This window comes from Rothia sp. 11273D007AR (assembly GCF_053547255.1).
This window is the reverse complement of record NZ_JBPPWJ010000011.1, coordinates 42,610-57,879: the sequence shown is the minus strand read 5'-3', so window position 1 is coordinate 57,879 and position 15,270 is coordinate 42,610. Positions and strand designations below refer to the sequence as shown.

Below are 15,270 nucleotides of genomic sequence, written 5' to 3'. Positions count from 1 at the left end.
AAAATCGGGTGCCCCTCGCTACGGAAGGAGCACCCGATGATATCTATCTAGATCTCGCTAGATCACGATATTGACCAGCTTGGGGGCACGCACAATGACCTTGCGCACTTCAGCGTCGCCCAGGGCTCGCTGAACGGCCTCTGACCCCAGAGCCAGGGCTTCAAGGTCAGCTTCAGAAATATCCTTGGCGACCTCCAGTCGGTCCTTGACCTTGCCCTTGACCTGCACGATTGCGGTGACGGTATCGTCTACCAGCTGGGCCGGGTCGACCTCGGGCCAGCCCGCAGTCAGTACCGGGGTATCGTGGCCGAGCAGATGCCAGGCGTCCTCTGCGGTGTAGGGGGCGTAGAGGGAGAGCAGGATGGCGATGGTCTCAGCAGCTTCGCGGACGGCCGGGTCAGCAGCACCTGCACCGGAGTCAATGACCTTGCGGGTAGCGTTGACCAGCTCCATGGTCTTGGCCACGGCAACGTTGAACTTGCCGTTCTCTACCAGGGCATCGACGTCGTGGACGGTGCGGTGCACCAGCTTGTGCAGGGCAGCGTCGCCGGTTGCGCCGTCCGCCCCCACCTCACTGGTGACGTCCTGGGCAACGCGCCAGGCGCGGGCCAGGAACTTCTGCATACCTGCGGGGGAAACGTCGGCCCAGTCGACATCGTCCTCGGGTGGGGAGGCGAAGACCATGACGGTGCGGACGGCATCGACGCCGAACTTATCGAGCTGCTGGCCCAGGTCAACACCGTTACCCAGTGACTTGGACATAGCCTTACCCTGGTTGAGCACCTGGCCTTGGTTCATCAGGGCCTTAAAAGGCTCAGAGTGTTCAATCAGGCCCAGGTCGCGGATGACCTTGGTGAAGAAGCGGGCGTAGAGCAGGTGTAGAATCGCGTGCTCAACGCCGCCGACGTACATGTCGACCTGGTTCCACTTCTTCATCTGCTCGGGGTCGAAGATAGCCTGGTCGTAATTCGGTGAGACGTAGCGCAGGAAGTACCAGGAGGAATCCACGAAGGTGTCCATGGTGTCTGAGTCGCGCTTGGCGTCCTTACCGCAGACGGGGCAGGGAACGGTGTTCCAGTCGGTAGCAGCTGCCAGGGGTGATTGGCCCTTGGGTGCCAGGTCTTCCCCGGCCAGGTTGTCGGGGAGCAGGACGGGCAGCTGCTCTTCCGGAACCAGCTGTTCACCGTGCTCTTCACAGTGGATGACGGGGATGGGGCAGCCCCAGAAGCGCTGGCGGGAGAGCAGCCAGTCGCGCAGGCGGAAGTTGACCTTGCCGGTGCCTACACCCTTCTCTTCAAGAATCTCAATAGCCTTTGAGATGCCGTCAGCCTTGTTCAGGCCATCCAGCGGGCCGGAATTGATGTGCACGCCATCGCCGGTGGTAGCGACGCCGGTTTCTGCCGGGTCGTCCTCACCGGTATCGAGAACGGTGATGACGGGGATGTCGAACTTGCGGGCGAAGTCCAGGTCGCGCTGGTCGTGGGCGGGAACAGCCATCAGTGCGCCGGTTCCGTAGTCGGCCAGGGCGTAGTCAGAGGCCCACAGGGGCAGCTTATCGCCGGTCAGGGGGTTGATGGCGTAACGGCCCAGGAAGACACCGGTCTTCTCGCGGTCGGTGGACTGGCGGTCGATATCCGACAGAACCTTGATCTCTTCGCGGTAGGCTTCCAGGGCTTCCCGCTGGTCGTCGGTTACCAGATCGAGGGCCAGGTCGGCGTCGGCTGCCACGATGAAGAAGGTTGCGCCGTAGAGGGTATCGGGGCGGGTGGTGAAGACGTCTACGGTGGTGGCGGGCTTGTTGCCGGCAGCCTCAACCTCAAAAGTAACCTCGGCACCCTCGGAGCGGCCGATCCAGTTGCGCTGCATAGCCAGCACGCGGTCGGGCCAGTGACCCTCCAGCTCCTTCATATCGTCCAGCAGTTCCTGGGCGTAGTCGGTGATCTTAAAGTACCACTGGTTCAGAGACTTCTTGGTCACGGGGGTGTGGCAGCGTTCGCACTCGCCGTTGACAACCTGCTCGTTGGCCAGCACGGTCTGGTCCTTGGGGCACCAGTTGACCTGGGAGTACTTACGGTAGGCCAGGCCCTTCTTGTAGAACTGCTGGAAGAGCCACTGGGTCCACTTGTAGTATTCGGGGTCAGAGGTGTGCAGGCGGCGGGACCAGTCGGTCATAATGCCGTAGCGCTTGAAAGAGCCGGCCTGGGTCTCGATGTTCTTGTAGGTCCACTCTTTGGGGTGGGTGTTGTTCTTGATGGCTGCGTTTTCTGCGGGCAGGCCGAAGGAGTCCCAGCCGATGGGGTGCAGCACATCGTAGCCCTTTTGCTTCCAGAAGCGGGCGGTGACGTCGCCAATGGCGAAGGCTTCGGCGTGGCCCATGTGGAGGTCGCCGGAGGGGTAAGGGAACATGTCCGCAACGTAGCGGGTTTCCTTGCCTTCTTCGTTGGTGGGTTCAAAAACCTTGGTTTCTTCCCAGTAGGGCTGCCACTTGGCTTCCATGGAGCGGAAGTCCCAGGTGGTTTCGTTCTGTTCGGTAGGTTCTACCTCAGCAGTCACCGTGTTTCCTGTCTGTCGAGTGGTGCTTGCGCTTTTTGGGCGCGCACGAATCTGAGCTGTCAATAGTTTGCTTCCTAGTGTACCGCGCTTGGGCTTGCTTTGCCCGGTGGCAGTTTGCCCACTGAGAAGTGGGGGTGAGGCGGTACAGTGGTGGGGGTAGAGAGAAGGAGTCACTATGTCTGCAAGCCCCCACTCGGCCGGTGTTTTTGAGCCGGTACCTCAGCAGGTTCCTGCCGGGACGCGCTACGAGGGCTGGGTTGGCGGCACCTACAGCCGCTGGTGGGTGTATGGAAATGCGGACGCCACTCCCCTGGTTTTGGTGCACGGCTTTAGGGGCGATCACCACGGCCTCGAAATCATTGCCACCGGCCTGAAGGATTTTTGTGTTTATATCCCTGATCTGCCGGGCTTTGGTAAAACTGCCCCGATTGAGGGGGCTGAGCATGCGGTGAGCACCTATGCTGCCTGGTTGGTTGATTTCATTGAGACTGCTGTGGGCAGCCCGGTGCACCTGGTGGGTCACTCTTTTGGGTCGATCGTGAGCTCTTATACTGCCCTGGTGCGCCCCCATCTGGTAGAGCGTTTGACCCTGATTAACCCCATCTGTCAGCCTGCCCTTGAGGGGGACCAAAAGGTGATGAGCCGCCTGGCTGAGCTCTATTATGGTGCGGGAGCTGCCCTACCTGCTTCCCTGGGTTTTGCTCTGCTGCGCTCCCGCCTGGTCACCAGATTGAGCAGTGAGTTCATGATGAAAAATCACGACCCCGCCCTGCGCCGGTTCATCAACGGCCAGCACGATGCCTACTTCGGTGCCTTTGCCTCCCGCGAGGCGGTTCTACAGGCCTACCGGGCATCTATCAGTTCCACCGCAGCTGATTTCACCCCGGCTCTGCCGATGCCGGTCCAGCTCATTGTGGCAGAAAAGGACGATCTGGGTACCCTAGAACTTCAGCAGGCTATGGCCCGTAAGCTCCAGCGGGGGCGGCTCGATATCATTCCCGAGGTCGGCCACCTGATTCACTACGAGACTCCCCTGCGGGCGGCCTCCCTGATTGCCGGCTTTCATTCCCAAGACCTAGAGGAGGGGCAGGTAGCATGAAACTCTTTATTGATGCCCGCTATACCCGCATCGGTTTTCACGACGGTATTAGCCGCTACACCGCGTCCTTACTCTTTGCCCTCAAGGAGCTAGCGGACGCCGGTGACCGGCGTCTGCCGGAAGGCCTAGAGCTCACCATGGTGGTGAGCGATGAACGTCAGCTTGAGATGCTCCCCGACCTGCCGTCCGTGCAGATCTGTGCACCGACGTCCGCCCTGGAACCCGCCGCCGCCCTGCAGCTTAACCGCTACTCCCCCGACGTGGTCTTCTCGCCCATGCAAACCATCGGGCTGGGTGGGCTGGGCAGGCAGTTCAAGCTGATCCTGACCCTGCACGATTTGATTTACTACTCCCACCCCACGCCGCCGGGCTTCCTCCCCCTGCCGGTTCGGCTGGGCTGGCGGGCCTTCCACACCACCTACGCGCCCCAGCGCTACCTGCTGAACCGAGCGGACGCCGTCGCTACGGTCTCGCAGACCACGGCGGCTTTGATGCGGGAGCACGAGCTGACCACCAACCCCATTACGGTGATACCCAATGCCCCCCAGGCTAAGGACTTTGTGGCCCAGGAGCAGGCTCTCGAATTGGCCCCGGTGCGCACTAAAGACCTAATTTACATGGGCTCCTTCATGCCCTACAAAAATGTTGAAACCCTGCTGCAGGCCATGAAGTTCCTGCCAGATTACCGTCTGCACCTACTCTCTAAGGCAGCCCCGGCGCGCCTGGAGGAACTTGCCCCTCTCGCGGGAGAAAACGTGGTGTTCCACGGGGGAACCAGCGATGAAGACTACCGCCAGCTGCTAGGCACCGCCGCTGCCCTGCTCACCGCCTCGCGGGAAGAAGGCTACGGGCTGCCAGTGGTAGAGGCCCAGTCGGCGGGCTGCCCCGTGGTGCTGTCGGATATCCCGATTTTCCGGGAAATTGCCCCCTCAGCCCGCTTTGCTGAGACCAGCTCTCCCTTCGCCTTTGCGCAGGCGGTACGCGACCTAGAAGACCGGCAAGTCCAGCAGACCAGCATTGTGAACGGTCTTGCGGACGCCGCCCGCTACACCTGGGAACAGAGCGCCCTCACCCTGCTGGAGCTGGCCTCTTCCCTTCATCGGCAGTAGAAGCCTAGCTGCCTCAGGCGCTCGCCCAGCTACCCCAGGCATCGGGCAGACCTAGAGAATATCGAGCCCGTCGCAGCGTATCTGCACGGGCTCGCTCTTTTTCAGGGCAGCTAGGGATGCCTTGATGGAGCGCAGGTGGTGGGTGAGTTTGGCTCCCACGGCATAGGGGAAGAAGATAATGGCGCGGTAGAGGTCGCTGTCGGCCTCCCCCTCGTAGTAGCCGGTTGAATCGGCCAGGGGCATGGGGCCGTTGACGCGGGCCTCATCGGGCAGGGTAATAGCCTCCAAAAAGACCTGCACGGCACGCTCACTACCGGTAATGGCGGCGGTGCGGACGGCCGGGGGCAGGCCAATCTCGGCCCGCTCGTCCATTTCCCAGAGGGCAAAACCCATGGGGTCCCAGCGCACCAGCGCTTCAAGAGCTGCGGAGGGGCTGGCCGTGGTGACGACGCGGCCGCCCACGGCAAAGGAGCGCACCAGGGCTGCCGCGTTGAGCCAGCGCCGGAGGGCGGTTTCGGGGGCACGTAGGGAGTCGAACTGGAGCATCCGGTCGGCATCAAGCAGCAGGGCGGCCGCATAACCACCCTCAGCTACCGGTTCGCCGCCGGGGGTGGCGATGACCAGGGCAGGTTCTGAGCCGATACTGGTTTTGATGTTCTCGCCGCTGGAGGTGATCACCGGGACGCCTGGGAATGCCCGACCCAGTTCTTCTGCGGTTCGCAGGGCACCGGCGATACCGGTACGCCAGCGGTTATACCCGCAGTCAAGACAGTGCCAGTGGTGGGCCAGGTGGCCGCACCAGCCGCACTGGGGGGTACTTCCCCCGGCGGGCTGGGTCAGGGGGCCGCGACAGTTATCGCAGCGGGCGGGCATGCGGCAGCGCTGGCAGGCCAGAGCGGGAATATAGCCCGCGCGGGCTACCTGAATCAGCACGGGCCCCGTAGCGAGGGCGTCCTTGGCTACGACGAAAGCCTGGTGGGGTATGCGGGCAATAGCTGCCAGGGGGTCGCGGGCAAGCTGATAGTCGTCGCCGGTGGGCATGACCCGGGGAGTAAAAGACCTGACCAGGGCTCTGTCCGCCCCCAGGAAGCTAGCCCAGCGGGTGCGGACCAGGCGGGCAGCCTCGCTAGAGACCGCATAGCCCATGAAGAGGGCCGCTGCCTTTTCGAGGGTGGCCCGCAGTAGAAGAACGTCACGGGCCTGGCAGTAGGGGGCCCGCTGCTCAACCAGGGAAGAGTCCCCGTCGTCCCAGCAGGCAACCAGCCCCAGGTTGGCTACGGGAGCGTAGGCGGCTGAACGAGTACCGATCACGATACGCACCTGGCCGCTTTGGGCTTTCAGATAACTGCGGTAGCGGGGGGTGGGCTTATCGTTGGCGGTCAACCGCACGAAGGCGCTCTCGTCTACGAGCTCTTCGAGGGCGGCTGTGAGCCGGTCAAGGCTCTTATGGTCTGGCACCACGGCTAGGGCTCCCCTGCCGGTGGAGGCGGTAGCTACCAGGGCGGACGCCAGCAGCTGCTCCCAGCTCCGTTCAGGGTGGGAGGGTAGCACGGCCATCACCGCCCGGGCCTGATGGCCGGCAAGCAGGTCCTCACAGAACTCTGCCCCATGGGCGTAGTCGGAGAAGCCGGTGAGGTCGGGGCAGTCTGGAATGGGCGCTTCGGCCGGGTCTTCGGACTCTATAAAAGCTTTCTCAACGCTAGCGACCCGCGGGGGTACAGCCAGGCGAAGCACATCGGAAACCAGCCCCGCGTAGCGCTCCGCTAGGGCATCAGCTAACTCAAAGACTTCAGGGGTAACAACAGGCAGGGGCGAAATCACCTTGTGCAGGGGTACCAGGCGGGCGGGGGCGTCCGAATGCTCTACGCGCTCCCGTAACCAACCGGTCACCTCCCGTCCCCCGAATTTCACCCTCACCCGCACCCCGGGCTGAGCCTCTTCATCGAGAGCCGCTGGCACCCGGTAGTCGAAGAGGCGGTCTAGGTGGGGCACATGGGTATCGATGTGCACCCGGGCAACCGGTAGTTGCACCGCGGCGTCCTCGGCTGCTGTAGAGCCGACCAGGTGCGCATCGGGTATGTCGAATCCCTGCAACAAATCTGGTTGCAGGGATTCGGGGGTGGGTGCCGTTGTCATACAGACATTTTAGCTTAGAGGCCTACGGCCGCCTTGAGTTCGCTCACACGGTTGGTGCGTTCCCAGGTGAACTCGCGGTCTTCACGTCCGAAGTGCCCGTTAGCTGCGGTCTTGGCGTAGATAGGACGGCGGAGCTCCAGGTCACGGATAATGGCCAGCGGGCGCAGGTCAAAGACCTCACGGATAGCCTGTTCAATCTTGTAGATCTCAACCTTTTCGGTGCCAAAGGTCTCAACGTAGATACCCACGGGAGCAGCCTGGCCGATAGCGTAGGCAACCTGGACCTCTGCCCGGTCGGCAAGGCCGGCAGCAACGATGTTCTTGGCAACCCAGCGCATCGCGTAGGCAGCGGAGCGGTCTACCTTTGAAGGGTCCTTGCCCGAGAAGGCGCCACCACCGTGGCGGGCCATGCCGCCGTAGGTATCCACAATAATCTTGCGTCCGGTCAGGCCAGCGTCACCTACAGGGCCACCCTGAACGAAGCGACCTGCGGGGTTGATGATGAACTTAGCCTGGGACGAGTCGAAGTCGAAGCTGGCTAGAACAGGTTCAATCACGTACTGCTTGATATCGGCAGCAAGCTGGTCCAGGTCGTAATCAGCGGTGTGCTGGGTTGAGACAACCACGGTATCGATCATGACGGGCTTGAAGTTCTCGTCGTAGCCCAGGGTTACCTGGGTCTTGCCGTCGGGGCGCAGGTTGGGCAGGGTACCGTCCTTACGCACCTTGGTCAGCTGTTCAGCCAGGCGGTGCGCAACGTAAATGGGGGCGGGCATGAGCACTTCGGTCTCATTGGTGGCGTAACCGAACATGATGCCCTGGTCGCCTGCGCCCTGGCGGTCCAGATCGTCGGCTGCGGTGCCCTGGCGGGCTTCAAGGGAGTTGTAAACACCCGAGTTAATGTCGGGTGACTGCTCGCCAATCGAAACCGAAACACCACAGAATTCGCCGTCGAAGCCGTGGGTTGAGGAGTTATAGCCGATGTTCAAGATGGTCTTGCGAACAATGCTGGGAATATCAACGTAGCCGTTGGTGGTTACCTCGCCAGCTACGTGGACCTGGCCGGTGGTTACCAGGGTCTCAACTGCCACGTTAGAGAGGGGGTCTACGGTCAGCAGGGCATCCAGAATGGAGTCCGAGATCTGGTCACAGATCTTGTCGGGGTGGCCCTCGGTGACGGACTCACTGGTGAATAAACGAAGATGGTTTTTTTCTGTCACGGTTTTTACTGTACTTCTCTCAGCCCGGTAGGGCTACTTGGTGAATGATTGTTGAATTCTTGCGCTATATGACGAAGTATTGCGCGGGAGACGTCGAGCTTGCTGCCCTGGAGGGTTACCTCGCGGTCATTCTGGCCCGAGAGCAGGGTAATAGTGTTGCTATCTGCCCCAAATCCCTGTGTTTCGCTCACGGTGTTCACCGCCAGGTAGTCGCAGCCCTTGCGCGCCAGCTTGGCGCGGCCGTAGGCGAGTGGGCTGGTGGTGGCATCCCCGGTCTCGGCGGCAAAACCAACGATGGTGTGGGGTGCTCGCTGCGGGTTTTCCTCGCGGTAGAGCACGGCTTCTTTGAGGACGTCGGGGTTACGCACCAGCCTAATCACGGGGTCCTGGCCGGGGTCGTCCGTCTTTTTAATCTTGGCGTCCGCGTACTCTGCCGGCCTGAAGTCGGCCACCGCCGCGGTCATAATCAGGACGTCGGTAGCTGCCAGGTGCTCAAACACGGCTTCGCGCAGCTGCAGGGCACTTGATACCCGGGTGACCCGGTGCAGGTTACCCGGTATCTCGACCTCCACATGGGCTGCAATGAGGTGTACCTGGGCGCCGAGTTCGGTAGCTGCAGTAGCAAGGGCGATGCCCTGCTTGCCCGAGGACCGGTTGCCCAAGAAGCGTACCGGGTCAAGGGCTTCACGGGTACCGCCGGCTGTAATGAGCAGGCGCTGCCCAGCTAGGGGGAGCTCACCTGACTCAACCGGTTGGCCCTCCCCCGCGGCGTCCTGATCCCAGCCCAAAAGGGCTAGAGCCTGGGCATATATATCCTCGGGTTCAGGTAGGCGCCCCACACCGGAGTCGGGGCCGGTCAGACGGCCCACGGCAGGCTCGATGACGTAGTAGCCGTAGGATTTCAGGGTCGCTACGTTGGCCTGGGTAGCCGGGTGCTCCCACATCTGGGTGTGCATCGCCGGCGCTAAAATGACCGGGGCATGAGTGGTCAGCACGGTTGCGGTCAGCAGGTCGTTAGCCCGCCCAGCCGCTAAACGAGCCATGAGGTCAGCTGTCGCCGGGGCGACGATCACAGCGTCAGCCTGCTCAGCCTGCCGCACGTGATTGACCTCGGGAACCCGCTCAAAGACGTCCACCGACACCGGGTTGCCACTCAGGGCTTCAAGAGTAGGCTGCCCCACAAACTTGAGGGCAGCCTCGGTGGGCACCGCAATAACCTCGTGCCCGGCCTTACCAAAAAGACGAAGGAGCATTGCCGCCTTATAGGCAGCAATGCCCCCTCCAATGCCAATAACGACTCGCATGAGCTACTGCAGATTAGGCCTGATCTGCATCTTCAGCGTCGACGTATTCAACGAAGGGCTCGTCGATGTAGAAGTCGCCACCGGCCAGGAATGCGCTGGGCTCATCCTCGTGCAGCAGGGTGCCGTTTTCATCGAACTGACCATCAGTAATATGGCGGGCCTCAATCAGGCCTTCGTTGATTTCACGCATAGCCACAGAGAGCGACTTCTCGTTGGGCTCAGAATCTACCAGGGGGCCTACGTGATCGTACAGGTTCTCGTGAAGCTGCGAGTAGTAGGCGTTAATCTGGCGAGCACGGCGAGCACCAAAAATCACCAGACCGTACTTCGACTCAGCTTTTTGGATCAGAGCGTCTGCGCTGGGATTGATGATACCTTCATCGTTGTGTGCGTTTGCCACGTAAGACTCCATCTTGACTGTGCTTGCTCACCACCGGGGCTACCGGTGGCATAAAACTCTACCTATACTATCGGTCAACCGTTTTTTTGTCACGCAAAAGGGCGGCGGTACAGGGGTGATATTCCCCTAAACCGCCGCCCTAGCGACTCCCTGGCTTACTTGCGGTGAGCACCCATGAGGCGCACGATTTCTTCCGCCGCTTCTGCCACGGTTTCGTTGATGACGGTGTAATCAAACTCGGGCTCAGCAGCCAGCTCAATCTTGGCGGTATCGAGGCGGGCCTCCTGCTCCTGCGGCGACTCAGTTCCCCGACCAATGAGGCGGGATACCAGTTCGTCCCAGCTGGGAGGAGCCAAGAAAATGAGCTGCGCTTCGGGCATGGCGTTGCGCACCTGGCGGGCGCCCTGCAAATCGATTTCAAGTAGCACGTGCTTACCGGCATCCATCTGCTTCTGCACCATAGAGCGAATCGTGCCGTACTTGTAGGAGTTGTGCACGGTGGCCCATTCCAGCATCTGGCGGTTCTCTACCATCGACTCAAACTCTTCGTCTGAGACGAAGTAGTAGTGCACGCCGTCCTCTTCGCCCGGGCGGGGGTCGCGGGTAGTGGCGGAGACAGAGAACCACACCTCGGGGTAGTGCTCACGAATGTAAGCAGAAACGGTTCCCTTGCCAACGGCGGTTGGGCCAGCTAGCACGGTCAGTTTAGGTGCGGCGTTCTGTTCAGCCATGGTTTCCCTTATCGGTCGAGAAGATTGATGAGTGCCTTACGCTGGTGGATACCAAGACCACGCAGACGGCGGGACGCAGCAATGTTCAGTTCGTTCAAAATATTCTCGGTCCGTACCTCGCCCACACCCGGCAGGGAGGTGAGCAGGTCGGTTACCTTCAGTCTAGCGACTGCTTCGTCAGTTTCGGCGCGCTTAAGAACTTCTGCAATAGTAATCTGCTTGTTCTTTACAGCGTCCTTGATTTCGGCGCGGGTGACGCGGGCCTTCTTGGCCTTTTCGCGGGCGGCGGCGCGCTGTTCTTCGGTGAGGGGCTGAAGAGGCATAATCGTTGTCCTTCTGTGCGAGATGCCTATAGGGCAGGGGTGGGGTGTGTTGGAATAAACAAGCAACCGAGCAGCTTTGCTCGTTCTTGGGGGTTGTTGCTTATCTATTTGCGAACCAACAATTACAAAATAGCATGTCAGAAACGGTTATGGAAGATAGTTACCCGTCGGTAACCTTGTTTTAAACAAAAATGGTGGGAATTTGAAACAGATTCCCACCATTTTTGTTGGTCTAGACTCTACCGGGCGTTTACAAGCTCGTCACGAGCCTTTTCAGCGGCCTGACGCAGACCCTGAACCGACGGCCCCGCCGCCAGCACGCCTCGACTCGAGTTCACCAGCACCTGGTTCTCGATACCGGCAAAAACGGTATAGAGGTCCTGGGCCGTAGCTCCTTGGGCGCCGAAGCCCGGTGCCAGAATGGGCCCGTTGAAGGTCGAGAGGTCAATCTCTAGCTTCTTCAAGGCGTCTGCTACGGTCGCTCCCACCACCAGACCGCAGGGCCCCATGGCCTCCCAGTGACGCTGGTCGTTCTCGGCACGGGCTGAGGCGATGATCGATGCGGCAACAGATGAGGTACCGCCCACATGCTGCACGGTCTGCCCCTCGGGGTTCGAGGTCAGCGCCAGCACGAAGGTGCCCCGGTCATTGCGGTCAGCCAGGTCAAGGGCTGGGCGCAGGGACTCAAAACCCAGGTAGGGGCTCAGGGTCACTGAATCGGTGCCCAACGGTGAGGTCTCCCCCAGCCAGGCGTCCGCATAGGCTGCCATGGTCGAGCCGATATCGCCGCGCTTGGCGTCGGCAACAACCAGAACACCGGCGTCCGCAGCATCCCGCTGCAGCTGCTCGAGGGCAGCCAGACCCGCCGAACCGTGGCGCTCAAAGAGCGCCACCTGGGGCTTGAGGGCTGCGGCTACCCGACCGCAGGCCTCAAGCACGGTCGAGGCAAAGGTGGTTAAGGACGCCGCGGTGTCGGGCAGCCCCCAGGCATCGAGCAGGGCGGGGTGGGGGTCAATGCCCACACAGAGGGGCCCCTTCTCCCCCATGGCCGCAGCCAGGCGATCACCAAAACCGCGTGACATTAGGCCTCCCGAGCTTTCAGGGCAGCCTCAATGGAGGCGCCGTGTTCCTGCAGGCTCATGACGTCCCAGCTGTATTCGCGCAGGGCGTTAATACCCTGAACGGCTGCACCGAATTCAGAGACGGTGGTCATCACGGGGCAGCCTACCGAGGTGGCAGCAGCGCGGATCTCGTAGCCATCGCCGCGAGCCTGTCCGCCGGAGGGGGTGTTGAAAATCAGGTCGATGTCGCCATCGCGCACCATATCAACGATGGAGCGCTCCCCGTCCTTGGTTTCTGCAATCTTGGGAACAACCAGGGACTCCACCCCGTTGCGGCGCAGAACGTCTGCGGTACCGCCGGTGGAGACAATCTCGAAGCCCAGCTGCTGCAGCATCTTCACGTAGATGATGGAGTTGCGCTTGTCGCGGTTAGCTACAGAGACGAAGACCTTACCCTCGGTCGGCAGCTTAGAACCTGCAGATGCTTCAGCCTTGGCGAAAGCGGTATCGAAGTGGCGATCCAGGCCCATGACCTCACCGGTTGAGCGCATTTCGGGGCCGAGCAGGGAGTCAACCACGATGCCCTCGGGGGTGCGGAAGCGGCTAAAGGGCAGCACAGCTTCCTTGACAGCAATCGCAGTCTCGGCGGGCAGGGAGGCGCCGTCCATATTTGCGGGCAGGTAGCCTTCGGCCTTGAGGTCGGCAATGGTCTTGCCGGTTCCAATCAGGGCCGCTGCCTTCGCCATCTGCACACCGGTTGCCTTTGAAACAAAGGGGACGGTGCGAGAGGCGCGGGGGTTAGCCTCGATGACGTAGAGAATCTCAGAAGCTACGGCGAACTGAATGTTGATTAGACCGCGCACGCCCACGCCGGCGGCAATCTTGTAGGTTGCCTCCTTGACCTGCTGAATGACGTCCGGCCCCAGGGTAATGGGGGGCAGGGTGCAGGCAGAGTCACCCGAGTGAATACCGGCCTCTTCGATGTGCTCCATGACGCCGCCCAGGTAAAGCTCTTCACCGTCAAAGAGGGCATCGACGTCGATTTCGACAGCATCTTCAAGGAACTTGTCAATCAGAGCGGGCTGGGAGGGGGAAACCTCGGTGGCGTTCTCTAGGTAGCGGGCCAGCTGGGCCTCTGAGTAGACAATTTCCATGCCACGGCCACCCAGTACGTAAGAGGGGCGCACCAGCACGGGGTAGCCGATCTCGTCCGCAATCTTCTTGGCGTTCTCGAAGGTGTAGGCAGTGCCGTTCTTGGGGGAAAGCAAACCAGCTTCTTCCAGCACACGGGAGAATTCGCCGCGGTCCTCGGCCAGGTCGATAGCCTCGGGTGAGGTACCCAGAATCGGGATACCGGCTGCCTTAAGTTCCTGAGCAAGCTTGAGCGGGGTCTGGCCGCCGAGCTGAACGAAGACGCCCAGCAGACCACCGGTACGGCGCTCGGCCTCAACAATTTCAAGCACATCTTCTAGGGTCAGGGGCTCAAAATAGAGGCGAGTTGAGATGTCGTAGTCGGTAGATACGGTCTCGGGGTTGCAGTTGACCATGACGGTCTCGTAGCCAGCTTCACGCAGCACCATGGAGGCGTGAACACAGGAGTAGTCAAATTCAATACCCTGGCCAATTCGGTTGGGGCCGGAACCCAGAATCATGATGGAAGGCTTCTCATGGTGGGCTACCTCGTCCTCCTGGTCGTAGGAGGAGTAGTGGTAGGGGGTGAAGGCCTCAAACTCGGCGGCGCAGGTATCAACGGTCTTGAAAACGGGGCGGATGTTCAGGGCGTGTCGGATACCGCGCACTACTGCCTCGTTCATGCCCAGAATCTCACCAATCTGGGCATCGGAGAAACCGTGACGCTTGGCCAGGCGCAGAGTCCGCTCGTCCAGGGTCTTGGAGGCAGCGATTTCTACGGCTACCTCGTTGAGCAGCACCAGCTGGTCCAGGAACCAGGGGTCGATGGCGGTTGCCTCGTACATCTGTTCAACAGTGGCACCGGCCAGTAGGGCCCGCTGGACCTGGAAAATACGGTCTGTGGTAGCGGTCTTGGTCTGTTCAATCAGGGCAGCCAGTTCGTCCGCACCGAGTTCGGGGTTATCGAAGCGGAAGGTTGAGCCCTTCTGCTCCATGGAGCGCATGGCCTTCTGCAGGGCTTCGGTGAAGTTGCGACCCAGGGCCATGGCCTCGCCCACTGACTTCATGGTGGTGGTCAGGGTGGGGTCCGCTGCCGGGAACTTCTCGAAGGCAAAGCGGGGAACCTTGACCACGACGTAGTCGAGGGTGGGTTCGAAGGATGCCGGGGTCTTCTGGGTGATGTCGTTGGGGATCTCGTCCAGGGTGTAGCCCAGGGAGAGCTTGGTGGCGATCTTGGCAATCGGGAAGCCGGTTGCCTTTGATGCCAGAGCGGACGAGCGGGACACTCGGGGGTTCATTTCGATGACGATGACGCGGCCGGTTGCCGGGTCGATGGCGAACTGGATGTTACAGCCACCGGTGTCAACGCCGACCTCGCGAATCACGTTGATGGCGATGTCGCGAAGCTTCTGGTACTCGCGGTCAGTGAGGGTGAGGGCGGGGGCTACGGTGATGGAGTCACCGGTGTGGACGCCCACGGGGTCGAAGTTTTCGATGGAGCAGACAACAACCACGTTATCGTTCTTATCTCGCATCATTTCCAGCTCGTATTCCTTCCAGCCCAGGATGGATTCTTCGAGCAGGACCTCGCTGGTGGGGCTGTACTGGATGCCGGCACCGGCGATGCGGTGCAGGTCTTCTTCGTTGTAGGCCATGCCCGAGCCCAGGCCGCCCATGGTGAAGGAGGGGCGCACGACCATGGGGTAGCCCAGTTCCTTGGCGGCTTCTAGGGCTTCTTCCATGGTGTGCACGATGACGGAGCGGGCAGATTCGCCGCCGGCACGCTCGACGACGCCCTTGAAGGCCTCGCGGTCTTCGCCCAGGTTGATGGCTTCGATGTTGGCGCCGATGAGCTCTACGCCGTACTTGTCGAGAATGCCCTGCTCATCGAGGGAGATAGCCGCGTTGAGGGCGGTCTGACCACCGAGGGTGGGCAGAATGGCGTCGGGCTTTTCCTTGGCAATAATCTTTTCGATGACCTCGGGGGTGATCGGTTCGATGTAGGTGGCGTCGGCGAACTCTGGGTCGGTCATGATGGTGGCCGGGTTGGAGTTGACCAGAATGACGCGCACGCCTTCTTCTTTGAGAACGCGCAGGGCCTGGGTGCCCGAGTAGTCGAATTCGGCGGCCTGACCAATGACGATCGGGCCAGAACCGATGACGAGGATTGAGTTGAGATCGTTACGCTTCGGCATGGTTCGGT

At 61.1% G+C, this 15,270-nt stretch carries 11 protein-coding genes; 2 read left to right on the top strand and 9 right to left on the bottom strand.

Annotated elements, in window-relative coordinates; genetic code table 11:
* Positions 1–57: 57 nt before the first annotated feature.
* Positions 58–2,496, bottom strand: a complete 2,439-nt coding sequence (leuS, locus tag ACED88_RS07615) for a leucine--tRNA ligase (protein WP_237206658.1) — start codon at positions 2,494–2,496, stop codon at positions 58–60.
* Positions 2,497–2,728: 232 nt separating this feature from the next.
* Between leuS and ACED88_RS07610 the strand changes: the two genes are divergently transcribed.
* Both ACED88_RS07610 and ACED88_RS07605 read left to right on the top strand, forming a co-directional pair.
* The gene (locus ACED88_RS07610) at positions 2,729–3,652 is read left to right on the top strand and encodes an alpha/beta fold hydrolase (RefSeq protein ID WP_237193806.1); all 924 of its coding nucleotides are present in this window, start codon (positions 2,729–2,731) and stop codon (positions 3,650–3,652) included.
* Positions 3,649–4,761: a glycosyltransferase family 4 protein gene (locus ACED88_RS07605; protein ID WP_449109240.1), complete on the top strand. Its 1,113-nt coding sequence runs from the start codon at positions 3,649–3,651 to the stop codon at positions 4,759–4,761. The genes ACED88_RS07610 and ACED88_RS07605 overlap by 4 nt, the downstream gene beginning before the upstream one ends.
* Before the next feature lie 51 nt (positions 4,762–4,812).
* Here the strand turns inward: ACED88_RS07605 and ACED88_RS07600 are convergent, their stop codons facing one another.
* From ACED88_RS07600 to carB, 8 genes are all read right to left on the bottom strand, one after another.
* Positions 4,813–6,897: a primosomal protein N' gene (locus tag ACED88_RS07600; RefSeq protein ID WP_449109239.1), complete on the bottom strand. Its 2,085-nt coding sequence runs from the start codon at positions 6,895–6,897 to the stop codon at positions 4,813–4,815.
* Between the two features lie 14 nt (positions 6,898–6,911).
* The gene (metK, locus tag ACED88_RS07595) at positions 6,912–8,117 is read right to left on the bottom strand and encodes a methionine adenosyltransferase (RefSeq protein ID WP_449109238.1); all 1,206 of its coding nucleotides are present in this window, start codon (positions 8,115–8,117) and stop codon (positions 6,912–6,914) included.
* Positions 8,118–8,122: 5 nt separating this feature from the next.
* Positions 8,123–9,421 (bottom strand): bifunctional phosphopantothenoylcysteine decarboxylase/phosphopantothenate--cysteine ligase CoaBC, encoded by a 1,299-nt coding sequence (gene coaBC / locus ACED88_RS07590; protein ID WP_449109237.1) that lies wholly within the window; start codon positions 9,419–9,421, stop codon positions 8,123–8,125.
* A 13-nt stretch (positions 9,422–9,434) separates the two neighbouring features.
* Positions 9,435–9,821 (bottom strand): DNA-directed RNA polymerase subunit omega, encoded by a 387-nt coding sequence (rpoZ, locus tag ACED88_RS07585; RefSeq protein WP_377129350.1) that lies wholly within the window; start codon positions 9,819–9,821, stop codon positions 9,435–9,437.
* Positions 9,822–9,976: 155 nt separating this feature from the next.
* On the bottom strand, positions 9,977–10,552 hold the full coding sequence (gene gmk, locus ACED88_RS07580; protein WP_449109236.1) for a guanylate kinase: 576 nt from the start codon (positions 10,550–10,552) through the stop codon (positions 9,977–9,979).
* A gap of 8 nt (positions 10,553–10,560) precedes the next feature.
* Positions 10,561–10,875: an integration host factor, actinobacterial type gene (gene mihF / locus ACED88_RS07575; protein ID WP_237193816.1), complete on the bottom strand. Its 315-nt coding sequence runs from the start codon at positions 10,873–10,875 to the stop codon at positions 10,561–10,563.
* Between the two features lie 239 nt (positions 10,876–11,114).
* On the bottom strand, positions 11,115–11,957 hold the full coding sequence (gene pyrF / locus ACED88_RS07570) for an orotidine-5'-phosphate decarboxylase (protein ID WP_449109235.1): 843 nt from the start codon (positions 11,955–11,957) through the stop codon (positions 11,115–11,117).
* A complete protein-coding gene (gene carB, locus ACED88_RS07565; RefSeq protein ID WP_449109234.1) occupies positions 11,957–15,262 on the bottom strand; it encodes a carbamoyl-phosphate synthase large subunit in 3,306 nt (1,101 codons plus the stop codon). Before carB ends, pyrF begins: the two co-directional genes overlap by 1 nt.
* Between the last annotated feature and the right edge of the window lie 8 nt (positions 15,263–15,270).

Coding starts and splice junctions, on each gene's coding strand:
- leuS (WP_237206658.1), bottom strand. CDS start 2,496: ATGGAAGCCAAGTGGCAGCCCTACTGGGAAGAAACCAAGGTTTTTGAA.
- ACED88_RS07610 (WP_237193806.1), top strand. CDS start 2,729: ATGTCTGCAAGCCCCCACTCGGCCGGTGTTTTTGAGCCGGTACCTCAG.
- ACED88_RS07605 (WP_449109240.1), top strand. CDS start 3,649: ATGAAACTCTTTATTGATGCCCGCTATACCCGCATCGGTTTTCACGAC.
- ACED88_RS07600 (WP_449109239.1), bottom strand. CDS start 6,897: ATGACAACGGCACCCACCCCCGAATCCCTGCAACCAGATTTGTTGCAG.
- coaBC (WP_449109237.1), bottom strand. CDS start 9,421: ATGCGAGTCGTTATTGGCATTGGAGGGGGCATTGCTGCCTATAAGGCG.
- gmk (WP_449109236.1), bottom strand. CDS start 10,552: ATGGCTGAACAGAACGCCGCACCTAAACTGACCGTGCTAGCTGGCCCA.
- mihF (WP_237193816.1), bottom strand. CDS start 10,875: ATGCCTCTTCAGCCCCTCACCGAAGAACAGCGCGCCGCCGCCCGCGAA.
- pyrF (WP_449109235.1), bottom strand. CDS start 11,957: ATGTCACGCGGTTTTGGTGATCGCCTGGCTGCGGCCATGGGGGAGAAG.
- carB (WP_449109234.1), bottom strand. CDS start 15,262: ATGCCGAAGCGTAACGATCTCAACTCAATCCTCGTCATCGGTTCTGGC.